15 protein-coding genes and 1 tRNA gene are annotated in these 13,385 nt (G+C 64.8%); 9 read left to right on the forward strand and 7 right to left on the reverse strand.

Annotated features, from left to right (window positions below; translation table 11 throughout):
- Positions 1-13 precede the first annotated feature (13 nt).
- Positions 14-1,165, forward strand: coding sequence for a LacI family DNA-binding transcriptional regulator (locus OOJ09_RS05700; RefSeq protein ID WP_269904858.1), 1,152 nt, complete (start codon positions 14-16; stop codon positions 1,163-1,165).
- A 108-nt stretch (positions 1,166-1,273) separates the two neighbouring features.
- Here the strand turns inward: OOJ09_RS05700 and OOJ09_RS05705 are convergent, their stop codons facing one another.
- The 4 genes from OOJ09_RS05705 to OOJ09_RS05720 form a co-directional block, all read right to left on the reverse strand.
- Positions 1,274-1,585, reverse strand: coding sequence for an antibiotic biosynthesis monooxygenase family protein (locus OOJ09_RS05705; RefSeq protein ID WP_269904257.1), 312 nt, complete (start codon positions 1,583-1,585; stop codon positions 1,274-1,276).
- Between the two features lie 170 nt (positions 1,586-1,755).
- Positions 1,756-1,832: transfer RNA gene (locus OOJ09_RS05710), tRNA-Arg, on the reverse strand.
- 322 nt (positions 1,833-2,154) lie between these two features.
- Positions 2,155-3,081 carry a DUF1003 domain-containing protein gene (locus OOJ09_RS05715; RefSeq protein ID WP_269904258.1) on the reverse strand — a complete coding sequence of 309 codons (927 nt, stop codon included), beginning with the start codon at positions 3,079-3,081 and terminating at the stop codon, positions 2,155-2,157.
- A gap of 221 nt (positions 3,082-3,302) precedes the next feature.
- Positions 3,303-4,196, reverse strand: coding sequence for a D-alanyl-D-alanine carboxypeptidase family protein (locus OOJ09_RS05720; RefSeq protein WP_269904259.1), 894 nt, complete (start codon positions 4,194-4,196; stop codon positions 3,303-3,305).
- Positions 4,197-4,593: 397 nt separating this feature from the next.
- Between OOJ09_RS05720 and OOJ09_RS05725 the strand changes: the two genes are divergently transcribed.
- The 4 genes from OOJ09_RS05725 (at position 4,594) to OOJ09_RS05740 (ending at position 8,765) form a co-directional block, all read left to right on the forward strand.
- Positions 4,594-6,408 (forward strand): methyl-accepting chemotaxis protein, encoded by a 1,815-nt coding sequence (locus OOJ09_RS05725; protein ID WP_269904260.1) that lies wholly within the window; start codon positions 4,594-4,596, stop codon positions 6,406-6,408.
- Between the two features lie 95 nt (positions 6,409-6,503).
- Positions 6,504-7,598 carry a hypothetical protein gene (locus OOJ09_RS05730; protein WP_269904261.1) on the forward strand — a complete coding sequence of 365 codons (1,095 nt, stop codon included), beginning with the start codon at positions 6,504-6,506 and terminating at the stop codon, positions 7,596-7,598.
- Between the two features lie 110 nt (positions 7,599-7,708).
- Positions 7,709-8,329 (forward strand): nucleoside triphosphate hydrolase, encoded by a 621-nt coding sequence (locus OOJ09_RS05735; protein ID WP_269904262.1) that lies wholly within the window; start codon positions 7,709-7,711, stop codon positions 8,327-8,329.
- Positions 8,330-8,414: 85 nt separating this feature from the next.
- On the forward strand, positions 8,415-8,765 hold the full coding sequence (locus OOJ09_RS05740; protein ID WP_269904263.1) for a hypothetical protein: 351 nt from the start codon (positions 8,415-8,417) through the stop codon (positions 8,763-8,765).
- Between the two features lie 23 nt (positions 8,766-8,788).
- On the opposite strand, the gene OOJ09_RS05745 is transcribed toward OOJ09_RS05740, so the two are convergent.
- The 3 genes from OOJ09_RS05745 to OOJ09_RS05755 form a co-directional block, all read right to left on the reverse strand.
- A complete protein-coding gene (locus tag OOJ09_RS05745) occupies positions 8,789-9,499 on the reverse strand; it encodes a glutathione S-transferase family protein (protein WP_269904264.1) in 711 nt (236 codons plus the stop codon).
- 152 nt (positions 9,500-9,651) lie between these two features.
- Entirely contained in the window at positions 9,652-10,860 is a 1,209-nt protein-coding gene (locus OOJ09_RS05750) for a beta-ketoacyl-[acyl-carrier-protein] synthase family protein (RefSeq protein WP_269904265.1), read from the reverse strand.
- Between the two features lie 5 nt (positions 10,861-10,865).
- On the reverse strand, positions 10,866-11,120 hold the full coding sequence (locus tag OOJ09_RS05755) for an acyl carrier protein (RefSeq protein ID WP_269904266.1): 255 nt from the start codon (positions 11,118-11,120) through the stop codon (positions 10,866-10,868).
- Positions 11,121-11,325: 205 nt separating this feature from the next.
- Between OOJ09_RS05755 and OOJ09_RS05760 the strand changes: the two genes are divergently transcribed.
- From OOJ09_RS05760 to OOJ09_RS05775, 4 genes are read left to right on the forward strand one after another with little or no spacing between them, the layout of a single operon-like run.
- Positions 11,326-12,168 carry an urease accessory protein UreD gene (locus OOJ09_RS05760; protein ID WP_269904267.1) on the forward strand — a complete coding sequence of 281 codons (843 nt, stop codon included), beginning with the start codon at positions 11,326-11,328 and terminating at the stop codon, positions 12,166-12,168.
- Positions 12,169-12,196: 28 nt separating this feature from the next.
- Complete coding sequence (locus OOJ09_RS05765; RefSeq protein ID WP_023693076.1) at positions 12,197-12,499, forward strand: urease subunit gamma; 303 nt, start codon at positions 12,197-12,199, stop codon at positions 12,497-12,499.
- Between the two features lie 8 nt (positions 12,500-12,507).
- Entirely contained in the window at positions 12,508-12,765 is a 258-nt protein-coding gene (locus OOJ09_RS05770) for a DUF1272 domain-containing protein (protein ID WP_269904268.1), read from the forward strand.
- Between the two features lie 32 nt (positions 12,766-12,797).
- Positions 12,798-13,385, forward strand: coding sequence for a HupE/UreJ family protein (locus OOJ09_RS05775; protein ID WP_269904269.1), 588 nt, complete (start codon positions 12,798-12,800; stop codon positions 13,383-13,385).

The raw sequence follows: 13,385 nt of genomic DNA on the forward strand, positions 1-13,385 counted from the left end.
GGACATGAGTGACATGAGCGAGACCAGGGATACGGACGGTCCGGCCCTCGATACAGCCAGGCGCCGCAAGGCGCCGGCGAAGAGCGCCCGGGGTCGCGTCACCATGACCGACATCGCCAGGGCCGCCGGCTGCTCGCAGGCGACCGTTTCCTTCGTGCTCAACAATTCACCCGGCATCAGGCTGTCGCAGCAGACGCGCGAGCGGGTGATCGAGGCCGCGCGCGCTCTCGGCTATGCGCCCCCGGCCTTTTCCGCCCTGCGCGGCCCTGTCCCGGCCTTCGAGGGAACCGCCTTCGAGGGGCCCGCCTTCGAAGGACTTGACGGGGTGATCGGCTTCGTCGTCGACCAGCTCGCCACCAGCCCCGAGGCGGTGGTCGCCATCGAGGGCGCGCGCCAGGCCTCGTGGAACGCCGGCAACGTGCTGCTGGTGGCGCAGACCATGGGCGACGCCGTCATGGAGCCGCGCGCCATCGCGGCGCTGACCAAGCGGGGCATTTCGGCGCTGATCTACATGACCATCTTCACCCGCGAGATCACGGCGCCCGACTATCTCTACGGCCTCGACATCCCGGTGATCCTGCTCAACTGCTACACATCGGACTATGCCTTCCCCGCCGTGGTGCCGAGCGAGATCGCCGGCGGCCAGAGTTCCACCCGCCACCTGATCAGCCACGGCCACCGCCGCATCGCGACCATCACCGGCGAGCCCTGGATGCAGGCGGCACAAGACCGGCTGAAAGGCTACCGCCGCGCGCTCGCCACCGCCGACATCCCGTTCGATCCCGAACTTGTGGTCGAAGGCGACTGGTCGGCCAGCGCCGGCTATGCCGCGACCGTCAAGCTGCTCGCGCTGAAGGACCGCCCGACCGCCATCTTCTGCCAGAACGACCGCACCGCGATCGGCTGCTACGAAGCGTTGAAGGAGGCCGGCCTGCACATCCCTGGGGATATTTCCGTCGTCGGCTACGACGACGAGGAAATCGCCCGGCATCTGTTCCCGCCGCTGACCACCTCGATCCTGCCGCACATGGCAATGGGCCAGTGGGCGATCGAGCAACTCGAGGCGTCGGGAGCGCCTGGGCGGGGGCGCTATCCGATCACCAAGCTGGAATGCCCGCTGGTGGAAAGGGAGAGTGTTAGGGGGGTGGGACACGGCCTTAGCTAAGACGACCCAGGCATGCCTGCGACAGGACCGGATACGCAGACGGCCATGGCGCCAATTGCGACAGCAGATCGCAGGATCTGCTTAAATGCAGATAACTATGCCGACTAACTATGCCGACTTGTCGCCGACGCCCGTCTCAAAGACCGCCTCGCCGGAAACAGCATCAGTAGGCCCACCATCCAATTGCTGCTGCAATGTGTGGCGGAACCTATCAAGATTGGCGATCATCTTAGGTCGGGCATCTGTCATATGCTGGAACGAGTCCCACTCTCCAATTGAGAAGAAGGTTCCATCTCCCGATTTGATGAGGGCCATCTTTCGCAATCCCGCGAAATTGCGCGGGGCGCTGCGGAACAGTTCGACGAACTCGTCGTCAAGACCTGGCTTGACCCGGAAGCGGACGCTATTGAATGCCGTCATTGCATACTCCTCCGAAGGCCCTCAAACACGCGATGTCCAAAGGCACAAGGACCTCTATCGCTTTAGCTTAGTGTACAGGAAAATCCGAAGATTAGCTTAGGTGCCTTCCGTGGCCATTTGCCCAAGTCGCGTCTTACAACTCGCACCTCGGTATTGGGGAAGTGGAGAGTTGGCGCACCCGACAGGATTCGAACCTGTGACCTCTGCCTTCGGAGGGCAGCGCTCTATCCAGCTGAGCTACGGGTGCTTCCCGGAAATCCGGAAAACGAACCAGCCGGTGAACCGGCAAGTCACGGCTTCTTAGCGGAAGCCGGGGCAGGCTTCAACGGGCAATTGGAGATTGGCAGCGCCCCGTGGTGGAGGGTGGGTCGATCCTCTCACGGTGAGTGCTTGTCGTATACGGCGCTCCCCCTCTCCGTCTCGGCTTCGCCAAGCCACCTTGCGGGGCGAGCCACGGGTCCCGCCCGTCCTTCGGATCCCCCACTTTGGGGGCGAGGAACCCAAGCTTTCCTGGGGCGCGCTTTGTGGCCGCAGCTCGCTTCTCCCATTCAACCTCGTATCACGCCAGCCTACTGCCCCGCCTCGCTCCGCACCGTGCGCCGCCGCCTCGGCGCGCGCTTTGGCTTCTTGGCGCCGGTCAGTTCGTGCATGGCGTCGAGCTGCATTTGCTGCATTTCGGCCAGCCGCGTCCATTGGCGCGAGATGAGGTAGTCGAGCTTTTCGTGCAAATGGCGCACTTCGAGCTCGGCCTTGAGGTTGACCCGGTAGTCGTTGAAGGAGCGCAGGCGGTCCTTGGTCTCCTGCCGCTTCTGGCTCATCATGATGATCGGCGCCTGGATGGCGGCAATGCAGGAGAGCAGCAGGTTGAGCAGGATGAAGGGATAGGGATCGAAGGCGGCGCTCATGCCTGCGATCAGGTTGATGCCTATCCACACCAGAAGCACGCTTCCGAACGAAATCAGGAACCACCAGCTGCCGCCGAAGGCCGCCATGTTGTCGGAGACGCGGTCGGCGAAGGTCCTGTGCTCCTCGAACTCCTCCTCCGAGTTTTCGGAAATGGTGTCTTGCCTGGCAATGCTTTCGACCACCTGCCGGTCGAGCTCGGAGAATTCGCCGTGCTCCTGCTGCAGCAGCTCCTCCATGTAGCGCATGCGGTACCGGCCGAGCTCGGCGCGGCTGATGCGGGCGCCGGCCGGCAGGTCCGGGTGATCGGCGCGGATGCGGTCGGCGAGGCTCGGGCGCAGATTGTCGATGCGCACCAGATCGCGCTTGCGGAATTTCCGGCCCGATATCGCCGATGGCTTCTTCTTGGGCTTGCCGCGTGACGCGCCTGGACCGGCCGGCTCCGAGTCCGGCACGTCAGGCACTTCGAGGTGCTCGTCCGAAATCTGATCCGCGTCGTGCTCCCCGATGGTGGGCGCCTCGAAATATTCGCCGCCACTGTCGTTCTGGTTGTCCGCCGCTTGCTGCTCGGGCGCCTTGGGGATGGTGCTCATGGTGCGGGCTCCTGCTGTCGCGTTGCGAAGAACGATAAGCAGAGGTGGCGGCGCATAGCCAGCGCGACAGCGGACTTCGCATGCCGGGACAAGCAATTTTGATCAACCGGAGGGGCGACGCTCTGGCTGCTGGCAGCGACAGCGATCCGCAGCCCTTCGCAGGGCTCAGGGCGGTGGATCATCAGAGACATTCGAGATTGGCCGAAGCCTCCCCGGCCCCCTTACTGCTGTTCCGCGAACATCAGCCTGGTCTTGCTGGCATCCGTGGTCGGCGACAGGCTGCGCTGGATCAGCGCCTCGACATGGTCGTTGCGCTGGCGCGCGCTGTCGGCGCCCATCACCACCACGATCAGCTGGCGGCCGTCTGCGTCGTAGGAGGTGACGATGTTGAAGCCGGAGGCCCTGATGTAGCCGGTCTTGATGCCGTCGACGCCGCGCACGCGGCCGAGCATGTCATTGTGGCCGCGCACGAGCTTGCCGCGGAACATGAAATCGCTTTCGGAGAAATAGTGGAACTGCTGGGGAAATCGGGAATGCAACGCCATGCCGAGCACCGCCATGTCGCGCGCCGTCGTCATCTGGCCATCGTCGGGCAGGCCCGACGCGTTGCGGAAGGTGGTGCTGGTCATGCCGAGCTGGCGCGCCTTGGCGGTCATCATGCCGGCGAACTGATCCTCCGAGCCGCCGAGATATTCACCGACCGCCACCGCCACGTCATTGGCCGATTTGACGACGATGGCGCGGATCGCCGAATCGACGTCGATGGTCTCGCCGCGCCGGAAGCGCATCTTGGTCGGCGGCTGCGAGGCGGCATGGTCCGAAACCGGGATCTGCGTCTGCTTGGTGACACGGCCGCCCTCCATCGCCTCGAACAGGAGATAGAGCGTCATCATCTTGGTCAGCGACGCCGGATAGCGCTGCGCCGTCGAGTTGACCTCGAACAGCTGCTTGCCGGTCTTGCCGTCGACGACGATCGCGGCATATTTCTGCGGCGGCGCCGGCACCGCCAGCACGGCATCCGGCGGCGTCGTGGTCGTGCAGGCGGCAAGCAGAAGCAACAGGCCGAGGGCCGCGACAAGTCTCTGGATGAGCGGAAGGGGACGCGGGTTGGACAAGGGCAAGTCTGTTCGGGTCAAGCTGTTGCTGAGATGAGGCGAAGCTAACGTAACCCGCCAGCTGCGTCCATTTGGTTAATGACGGTCATACCCAGGAATGTCGAGGCTTCGCAAGCTTGGGTTCCTCGCCCTCGCGGAGCGGGGGAGAGGTGGCCGCGAAGCGGCCGGAGAGCGGGATTTCGTAAGACGCGGCCCTCGCGATTGGATCGCTAACCGGCACGGCCGGCGCCGTTCCCCTCTCCGTCTCGGCTTCGCCGAGCCACCTCTCCCCACATTCGTGGGGGCGAGGAAAAGCCTGCAGGCCCGCCCCTAAATCGCCTGTTTCCTGTCTCTCCTTGCCAAAGCCGCGTTTCCCGTGGGAAGGGGCGCAGCATTGGCTGGCTTGGGGGACTGGGGAATGGCGGACATCGGGGTTGGCGGCGCTGCGCCGTCGCTTATCAAGGCATCACTCAGCCGCACCGGCAAATGGGCCGGCGGCGTCGCTTTCGTCAGTGGTGCCGTTTCCGACGTGCTCAATCCGCTGGCGCCTTTCGCCGCCTATATCGCGCTGGTCGCCTCGGTGGCGGCGGTCATCATCGCCATTGCAATCGTGCTGCGGCTGGTGCTGGCGGCCAAGGCATTGCCGGCGCTGGTGTTCGCCACCAGCGCGGCAGCCGTCGCCGGCGGCGTCTATGCCGTGCAGCAGGAGACCAATTCGCAGAACGGGGTGATCGCCAGCCTGGTGCCTGTCGTGGCCGGGCTGCAGCAGTCGATGGGCATCGTCTCGGCCAAGGTGGCCAGGATCGAGCAGACGGTCACGCAAACGCAGAAGACGGTCGAACAGGTCAAGCAGTCGACCGACACCGTGGCGAAGAAGACCGACGAGATCGCCTCCACGCAGCAGCGGCAGACGCAGCAGGGAGCCGAGACGCAAAAGACCGTCGAGGCGGTCAAGCAGACCACCGAGACGCTGGCCGCCGGCCAGGCGCGGCAGCAGGCCCAGACCGAGAAGCTGCAGGCGACCACCGAGCAGATCGCGGCCTCGATCGACACCATCGCCAAGGGGTTTGCCGCCCTTGCCGCGCAGGGCGGGGCCATCGCCGAGCCGAAGCGGCCGGACGAGTTCTACCACAATGCCCGCGTCTACGAATTGTCGGGCGACATGCTCAATGCGCGGCGCTCCTATCTCGCCTTTGCCGGCTTCGATGTCGACGCCATCGACCCCTATACGCGCTTTGCCACGCTGCTTCGGGTGCAGGACGGCAAGGCCGGCGCCCGCGAGGTGTTCGGTGCGCTGGCCGACAAGGGCAAGGCGCTGTCGATCAAGCTTGTGCATATCCTGCAGTTCGACGACGCCCAGCGCCCCGACAAGCTCAACGCCTTCATCGCGGCCAATCCGGATTTCGCGCCGGCCTATTTCCTGCTGGCGCAGGAGTTTTCCGAGGATCGCCTCGGCGCCCAGACGCTGGCCGACAAGCGCAACGAGGCCAAGGCGCTGACCAAGTTCGCTTCCTACGAGAAGGATGGCGGTCTGCTCAAATATTTCGTCGACCAGACCCAGCTCGCCGACTGGCTGGACCGCGGCCATAGCCGGCTGGCAGCGCTTGGCGACGTGCTCGATCCCGCCCGCTTCGTGCCTTCGCTGACACCGATGCGCTCGAACCAGGGCTGGTCGATGACCATCTCGCTGCCGGAGCCGGCGACTGGCATTTCCTGGCGCATGGGCGATAGCGGGCCGTTCACCGACACCGGCTTCCTGGCGATGAACGACCAGGCGACCGGCAAGCCGGTGCCCAATCCGAGCTTCGAGTTGCCCGACAGCACGCAGGCCGGCACCATCGCCATCAAATATCTCGACATCAGGGGCCGCGAGACCGGCCCGTTCGACATCCGTTTCGACCCCGAGACCGCCCTTCAGCAAGGCAACAAGCAGATCCTCGACCAGTTCTGGACGTCGTGGATCGCCTTCGACGCCAGCGGCAATCACGGCCTGGTCTATTTCACCCAGATGCTGTCCTATCGCTGCGCCATCAAGGAGGTGCACTACGGCCTGAACGGCGCGGCGCTCGACAGGGCGATCAAGATGCCGGCTTGCGACAAGAAGGACCCCTACGCCATCCCTTACGACTACCAGCCCTATTTCAAGGTCGCCGACAGCGTGAAGTCGATGTCGGTGCAGGTCACCTATACCGATGGGACAAAATCGCCGGTGCGGGAATACAAGCGGCAGTAGGCGCAGCCACCCTTGATGCAAAATGCCCGTTGTGATGCTTGCGCAATCCACGCCGAAAAGGTTCTGTCTGCACCTTCGGATTCGGTGAGAGCGCAATGACCATCAGCACGATCAAGGCAAAAGGCATTTCGGTTTCGGTCGATCTCACGGTCGGCCACCTCGCCGACATGGTCATCGACAGGGACGGGCGCCAGCTCAAGCCACTGCACCGCGCGCCGTGGGTTGACGCGCCCGAGACATTGCCGAAAGACCTGCCGCAAGGCACCGTGCGGCTGTCCGGCGACTTCCTCTGCGCGCCGTTTTCACGCAGCGATGTCGAGGACGCTCCGCTGCATGGCTGGCCGGCCAACAGCGCCTGGGATGTGGTCGACAGCGCCGCGACGGTGGATGGCTGGCGGGCGGTGTTCCGGCTGCGGCACAAGGTGATGGGCGCCAGCGTCGACAAGATCCTCACTTTGCGCGACGACCATCCCTTTCTCTATCAGGAGCATGTGTTTTCCGGTGGCCATGGCGCCATTTCCGTCGCGCACCATCCGATGACGGCGATGACGAATGGCGGCAGGCTGGCCTTTTCACCGAAGCGGTTCGCCGCGACGCTGGACGACCCGCTGGAGCCGGATCCCGCACGCGGCCGCTTCATGCTGGCCTATCCGGCGCGCTCCGCCGATCTCAGCCGTTTTCCCGCCGCCGGCGGCGGCACGCTCGACCTGGCGGAGTACCGCATGGATGATCGGCGCGAGGATTTCATCACGCTGGTCGAGGCCGATCATGGCGGGCCGGGCTGGACCGCGCTGGCGCGCCAGGCCGAAGAGGACCTGGTGCTGGTGCTGAAGAACCCGGCCGAACTGCCGATCACCATGCTGTGGTTCAGCAATGGCGGCCGCGACTACGCGCCCTGGAGCGGCCGCCATCGCGGCGTGCTCGGCATCGAGGACGGGCGCGCCGCCGTCGGCCACGCCGCCTCGATCGGCGACAACTGGCTGAAGCGCGAAGGGGTGGCGACCGCGTTTGCGCTGGGCCGCGGCGTTTCCTTTCGCCATGTTATTGGCGCCATGCCTTTATCCGGCGGCGAGCCGCCGCAGGGGGTCACGACGGCAAACGGCCGCATGCGGCTGGCGGCCGGGGGCTGGACCCGGGAGGTTCCCTTCGACAGCGGTTTCCTGCGCATCGGCCAGCCAGCGGCCTCATAGGCGGGATTGCGCGATCGTAGGATTTGAAATTTTCGGCAACTGCCGCCAAGATGTGGCCGAAATCATCATGCGGAACGTGGTGGATTTGAAGCTCCGCCAGAGAGGCTCTCATGTCCGAAATCGCCCATCTCGCCGCCACCATCTTCAAGCGTGCCGGCAAGGCACAACGCTTCATCGTCGCGATCGCCGGCCCGCCGGGAGCGGGCAAGTCGACACTGTCGGCGAGCCTGCGCGATCTGCTGCCCGAGGGTGCCGTGGAAGTCGTGCCCATGGACGGCTTCCATTATGACGATGCCGTGCTCGACCGGCGTGGCCTGCGCGCGCGAAAGGGCGCGCCGGAAACCTTCGATTTCGCCGGCTTCGAGACCCTGCTGAAGCGCATCCGCGCCGGCGAACCCGATATCGCCATCCCGGTCTTCGACCGCAGCATGGAACTGTCGCGCGCCGCCGCCGCGATCATCGGCGCGGAGACCAAGTTCATCCTGGTCGAAGGCAACTACCTGCTGCTCGACGAGGAGCCGTGGTCGCGGCTGGCGCCGCTGTTCGATTTCTCGATCTTTGTCGACGTGCCGCGCGCCGAACTCGAGCGCCGCCTGATCGAGCGCTGGCACGGCCATGGCCGGTCCGACGCCGATGCGCGCGCCTGGATCGCCTCCAACGACATGCCCAACATCGACCGCGTGCTTGCCCGCCGCCGGGCCGCCGACCTCGTGGTCGGCGATTCCGCTTGATCCTACGGATTCTTCGAGGGGAACCTTAAGACTTTCAGGCCGTTATCGCCGACGAGGCACTTTCGCCAAAAAAGGATTCCGTCCGATGGCACAAAAGGCAAGAAAGTCCGCGCCCGCCAAGGGCAAGGCAACCCAATCGAAGGCCGGCGCCGGCCCCGCTATCGCCGAACGCTCCAAGGATGCGGCAAAACCCGCTTTCGGCAAGGCGGCGCCAAGAAAAGTGGTGCCGGACGCAGCGAAGGCCACCGCCAAGGCCGCGAAGCCGAAGAAGCCGGCAAACGCTAACGACTCGTTGGCGGGCAGCGCCATGCGCACGGCCAAGGCGACGGCCAATGTGGCTGCCGGTGCCGTGGTGATCGCGGCCAGGGGCGCTGCATCGCTTGCGGCTTCCGTCATGGGCAAGGGCGGCTCGAAAGCCAAGGCGAAGGCCAAGTAGCCAGAACCGCGTTTTCCGGCAACCTACACCTTAGCCCTCGCCGGAATCGTGAGACCTTTCTGCACCGCCGGCCGCGCCAGGCCACGCTCCAGCCACGCCGCCACATTGGCGAAATCATCGAAGCCGACGAGTTCGCGCGCTTCGTAGAAGCCGATCAGGTTGCGCACCCAGCCGAGCAGCGAGATGTCGGCGATGGTGTAGTCATTGCCCATGATCCATTTGCGCCCCTTCAGCCTGTCGTCGAGCACGCCGAGCAGCCGTCGCGATTCATCGCGATAGCGCTCCAGCGGGCGCTTGTCGGCGATCTCACGCCCGGCGAATTTGTGGAAAAAGCCGAGCTGGCCGAACATCGGCCCGACCGAGGCCATCTGGAAGAACACCCACTGGATCGTCTCGTAGCGCCGCGCCGCGTCCGCCGGGATGAGCAGGCCGGTCTTTTCGGCGAGATAGAGCAGGATGGCGCCGGATTCGAACAGGCCGATCGGCTTGCCGTCCGGGCCGTTCGGATCGATGATCGCCGGTATCTTGCCATTGGGATTGAGCGACAGGAATTCCGGCGTCCAGCTCTCGTCCTTGCTGATGTTGATCAGATGCGGCTCGTAGGGCAGGCCGAGTTCCTCCAGGGCAATCGATATCTTCACGCCGTTCGGCGTTGTCGCCGAATAGAGCTGGATCTGGTCAGGATGCTTGGCCGGCCAGCGTGTTGCGATCGGAAAGGCGGACAGGTCGGCCATGGCAAACTCCTGGATGGGGGGTGCGTCGAGAGGCGCGGTTTTGCGGGGGCGGCCAAGGATTTAGGCGCGCGACGCGGCATGATCAATATGGCGGCGACAGTTTCACCGTGCACGGATGGTCAACGGAACGGACGGCGCGGGACGGTCCGGAATCAGACCGCCTTGAACGCCAGCACCGCATTGGTGCCGCCGAAAGCGAAGCCATTGCTGATCGCCGTGCGCACCTTGCGTTCACGTGCCACGTTCGGCGTGACATCGAGGTCGCAATCGGGGTCGGCCTCGCGAAAATTGGCCGTTGGGGGCACGATGCCCTCGCGGATCGCCATGACACAGGCGATCATCTCCAGCGCGCCCGATGCGCCAAGGCAGTGGGCATGCATCGATTTGGTCGATGACACCGACAGCTTGTAGGCGGCGTCGCCAAAGACGCGCTTGATCGCCGCCGTCTCGATCTGGTCGTTGGCCTTGGTGCCGGTGCCGTGGGCATTGAGATAGTCGACATCCTCGGGATTGAGCCCAGCGTCGGCCAGGCAGGCGCGCATGGCGGCCGTTGGTCCTTCGATGGTCGGCGCGACGATGTCGGACGCGTCGGCGGAAAGGCCGGCGCCCGCAATTTCAGCAAGAATGGTGGCACCGCGCGCCATGGCATGCTCGTAGCTCTCCAGCACCGCCATGCCAGCACCTTCGCCAAGCGACAGGCCCTGGCGGTCGGCCGAGAATGGCCGGCACGTATCCGGGGCCAGCACCCGCAGCGCTTCCCAGCCTTTCAAAATACCCCAGACCAGCGGTGCATCGGTGCCGCCGGCGACCATCACATCGGCGCGGCCGAGCCTGATCTGGTCGACCGCCGAGGCGATGGCATGGTTGGATGATGAGCAGGCCGATGTGACCCCGAAGACCGGACCGCGCAGACCGAGATTGATGCTGACCTGGCCGGAGGCCGCACTCGGCATCACTTTCGGCACGGTGAAGATGCCGGCGCGGTTCTTCCCCTCGATCAGGATGGCGCGATAGTTCTCCTCGATCGCTTCCCAGCCGCAGACGCCGACGCCGACGACGGTGCCCATGCGATAGGTGGTGGCTTCATCCGCAACCAGGCCGGACTGCTGCAATGCCTCTCTGGCCGCGATCACCGCCAGCAGGCTGAAGCGGTCCATCGACACCAATTGCCTGCGATCTATGCCGTGATCAGGAAGCGCCTTGATTTCGCAGCCGACCTTGACCTTGAGATCATGCAGCTGCGGACTGCTGATCGCGCCGATGGCCGAGCGGCCGGCACGCATTTCGTTCCAGATCGCGGCTGCGTTGGTGCCGAGCCCGCAAATGCCGCCCATGCCGGTGATGACGACGCGCTTATGCATTCAGTTCAAGCTTTTTTCGCGATCAGCGCGCGAACAGCTTCGATCATGTCGCCGACATTCTTCAGATTGCTCCAGGCATCGACCGTGTTCATCTCGATCTCGATGCCATATTCTTCCTCGAGATCAAAGATGATCTCCGTCAGCTCCAGAGAATGGATGCCAAGTGCTGTCAATTCGGTATTGGTGGTGATTTCCTCGCCGCCCGGCTCGGCATGAGCCTTGATCTTCGCGATGATATCCGTTGCCAGCTGGTCGGCCATTCGGTTTCTTCCCCACTTTGTCGCGTTTCCCGACGCCAAACGAACAGCGCCCCTTGTTCTCCCGGTATCAAGCCGTCGTCGTCGCTCTGTACCCCCGCCAAGCGCTGCATGACCGTACCAAGGTGGTTCCCTCTATAGAAACCAAAACGTTGTCAAGCAACAAGCTATATATCGACAAAGCCGCCGCAGTGCTTAACGTGGAGGCATGGATACGATCGAACATGGCGGGATTTCGACGCCGCCGGCCCAGCGCGCGGCGGGCGTGGCGCGGCTTTCCTGTGGTGTTGGCGACGGTCGCACGCGCTTGCTGCGCCTCTATCAGGACGGCGCCGCCAAGATAAGGATGCCGACCGTCGCGGCCGATCCGCTCGAAGCGGTGCTGATCAACACCGCCGGCGGGATGACCGGCGGCGACCGTCTCGGCTGGCAGGTGGATGTCGGCGTGGATGCCTCGGCGTCGGTAACGACCCAGGCCTGCGAGAAGATTTATCGCGCGGCGTCCGACCGTGCCGAAGTGCGGGTCAGATTGTCGGTCGGCGAAAACGGCCGCATCGCCTGGCTGCCGCAGGAAACCATCGTCTTCGACCGGGCGACATTTGCCCGTACGCTCGATGTCGAGCTTGCCGCCAACGCCGAAGCGCTGGTGCTGGAGGCCACGGTGTTCGGCCGCCTGGCCATGGGGGAGCGCGCCGCGCAGGGCTATTTCCATGACCGCTGGCGTGTCCGCCAGGATGGCTCCCTCATTCATGCCGAGGATTTCCGCATCGGGCCCGATATCGCTGCCATGCTCGGCCGCCCCGCGATTGCGGGTGGTGCGATCGCGACGGCGACGCTGCTGCTGGTGTCGCCGCGGGCCGATGCCCTGCTCGATCCGGTTCTGGAGATCGTCGGCGACCAGGGCAGCGCCAGTTCCTGGAGCGTGAGAAAATCTGGCAAGCTTCTTGCGAGGCTTTATGCCGACGACGGCTACCAGCTCCGCCAGCGGCTGGTTCCGCTCGTCGAACTGCTCAACGGAAGGGCGGGGCTGCCCAAATTATGGTCACTGTGATCTTGTCTATGCCAGTCCGGGAAAACGCATGAACCTGACGCCGAGGGAAAAGGACAAGCTGCTGATCGCCATGGCGGCGATCGTGGCGCGCAAACGGCTCGAACGCGGCGTCAAGCTCAATCATCCGGAAGCGATCGCGCTGATCACCGACTTCGTCGTCGAGGGCGCCCGCGACGGCCGACCGGTCGCCGAACTGATGGAGGCCGGCGCCCATGTCGTCACCCGCGCGCAAGTGATGGAAGGCATCGCCGAGATGATCCATGACGTGCAGGTGGAAGCGACGTTCCCCGACGGCACCAAGCTGGTGACCGTACACGAACCCATCCGGTGAGGTGAGAGATGCTTGAACTGCGCCCCAACTGCGAATGCTGCGACAAGGACCTGCCGCCGGAGGCGGCGGATGCGGTGATCTGCACCTTCGAATGCACCTTTTGCGCCGATTGCGCCGAAAACGTGCTGGTCGGCGTCTGCCCCAATTGCGGCGGCAATTTTTCAGCCCGGCCGATCCGCCCGGCAGCGATGCTGAAAAAGTACCCGGCTTCGACCAAACGCGTTCTCAAGGCCGAAGGCTGCGGCCCGGCCCGCAAGGCCGCGTGAGCACCACGACACTTCAAACGGAAGGCAAATCGATGATGTCAGCCAAACGACTGTGCCTCTCGGCGATCCTGCTGCTGGCCGCGGCCATGCCGGCCTATGCCCATGTCGGCGGCGGCACGGCCTCCTCCTTCATGGCCGGCTTCATGCATCCGCTCTCCGGCCTCGACCATTTGACTGTCATGATCGCGGTCGGTCTGTGGGCGGCGCTCAATGGCGGCAAGGCGATCTGGGCATGGCCGGCGGCTTTTGTCGGCGTGATGCTGGCCGGCGGCGCGCTCGGCATGCTGCATGTGCCGCTGCCCTTCGTCGAACCGGGCATACTGGCGTCGGTCGTGGTGCTCGGACTGCTGGTGGCGCTGGCGGTCGATCTGCCGGTTTCGGCCGGCGTCGCCATCATCGGCCTGTTCGCCCTGTTCCACGGCCATGCTCATGGCACCGAAGTGCCGGAAAACGCCGGCGGGCTCGAATACATGGCTGGCTTTGCCATGGTGACGGCGCTGCTGCATGCCACCGGCATCGCTGCCGGGCTCGGTCTTGGCATCCGGTTTAGCAGTTTCGCCCGCGCCGCGGGTGCGGCCTGCGCGGCGGTCGGCGCAGGCCTCGTCTTCGGCGTTCTGTGA

Source organism: Mesorhizobium qingshengii, from assembly GCF_027563465.1.
Lineage (GTDB): Bacteria > Pseudomonadota > Alphaproteobacteria > Rhizobiales > Rhizobiaceae > Mesorhizobium > Mesorhizobium qingshengii_A.

What these genes read in the sequence shown, in the direction of transcription:
- OOJ09_RS05700 (WP_269904858.1), top strand. Translation starts at nt 14, where the DNA reads ATGAGCGAGACCAGGGATACGGACGGTCCGGCCCTCGATACAGCCAGG.
- OOJ09_RS05705 (WP_269904257.1), bottom strand. Translation starts at nt 1,585, where the DNA reads ATGACGGCATTCAATAGCGTCCGCTTCCGGGTCAAGCCAGGTCTTGAC.
- OOJ09_RS05715 (WP_269904258.1), bottom strand. Translation starts at nt 3,081, where the DNA reads ATGAGCACCATCCCCAAGGCGCCCGAGCAGCAAGCGGCGGACAACCAG.
- OOJ09_RS05725 (WP_269904260.1), top strand. Translation starts at nt 4,594, where the DNA reads ATGGCGGACATCGGGGTTGGCGGCGCTGCGCCGTCGCTTATCAAGGCA.
- OOJ09_RS05730 (WP_269904261.1), top strand. Translation starts at nt 6,504, where the DNA reads ATGACCATCAGCACGATCAAGGCAAAAGGCATTTCGGTTTCGGTCGAT.
- OOJ09_RS05735 (WP_269904262.1), top strand. Translation starts at nt 7,709, where the DNA reads ATGTCCGAAATCGCCCATCTCGCCGCCACCATCTTCAAGCGTGCCGGC.
- OOJ09_RS05740 (WP_269904263.1), top strand. Translation starts at nt 8,415, where the DNA reads ATGGCACAAAAGGCAAGAAAGTCCGCGCCCGCCAAGGGCAAGGCAACC.
- OOJ09_RS05745 (WP_269904264.1), bottom strand. Translation starts at nt 9,499, where the DNA reads ATGGCCGACCTGTCCGCCTTTCCGATCGCAACACGCTGGCCGGCCAAG.
- OOJ09_RS05750 (WP_269904265.1), bottom strand. Translation starts at nt 10,860, where the DNA reads ATGCATAAGCGCGTCGTCATCACCGGCATGGGCGGCATTTGCGGGCTC.
- OOJ09_RS05755 (WP_269904266.1), bottom strand. Translation starts at nt 11,120, where the DNA reads ATGGCCGACCAGCTGGCAACGGATATCATCGCGAAGATCAAGGCTCAT.
- OOJ09_RS05760 (WP_269904267.1), top strand. Translation starts at nt 11,326, where the DNA reads ATGGATACGATCGAACATGGCGGGATTTCGACGCCGCCGGCCCAGCGC.
- OOJ09_RS05765 (WP_023693076.1), top strand. Translation starts at nt 12,197, where the DNA reads ATGAACCTGACGCCGAGGGAAAAGGACAAGCTGCTGATCGCCATGGCG.
- OOJ09_RS05770 (WP_269904268.1), top strand. Translation starts at nt 12,508, where the DNA reads ATGCTTGAACTGCGCCCCAACTGCGAATGCTGCGACAAGGACCTGCCG.
- OOJ09_RS05775 (WP_269904269.1), top strand. Translation starts at nt 12,798, where the DNA reads ATGATGTCAGCCAAACGACTGTGCCTCTCGGCGATCCTGCTGCTGGCC.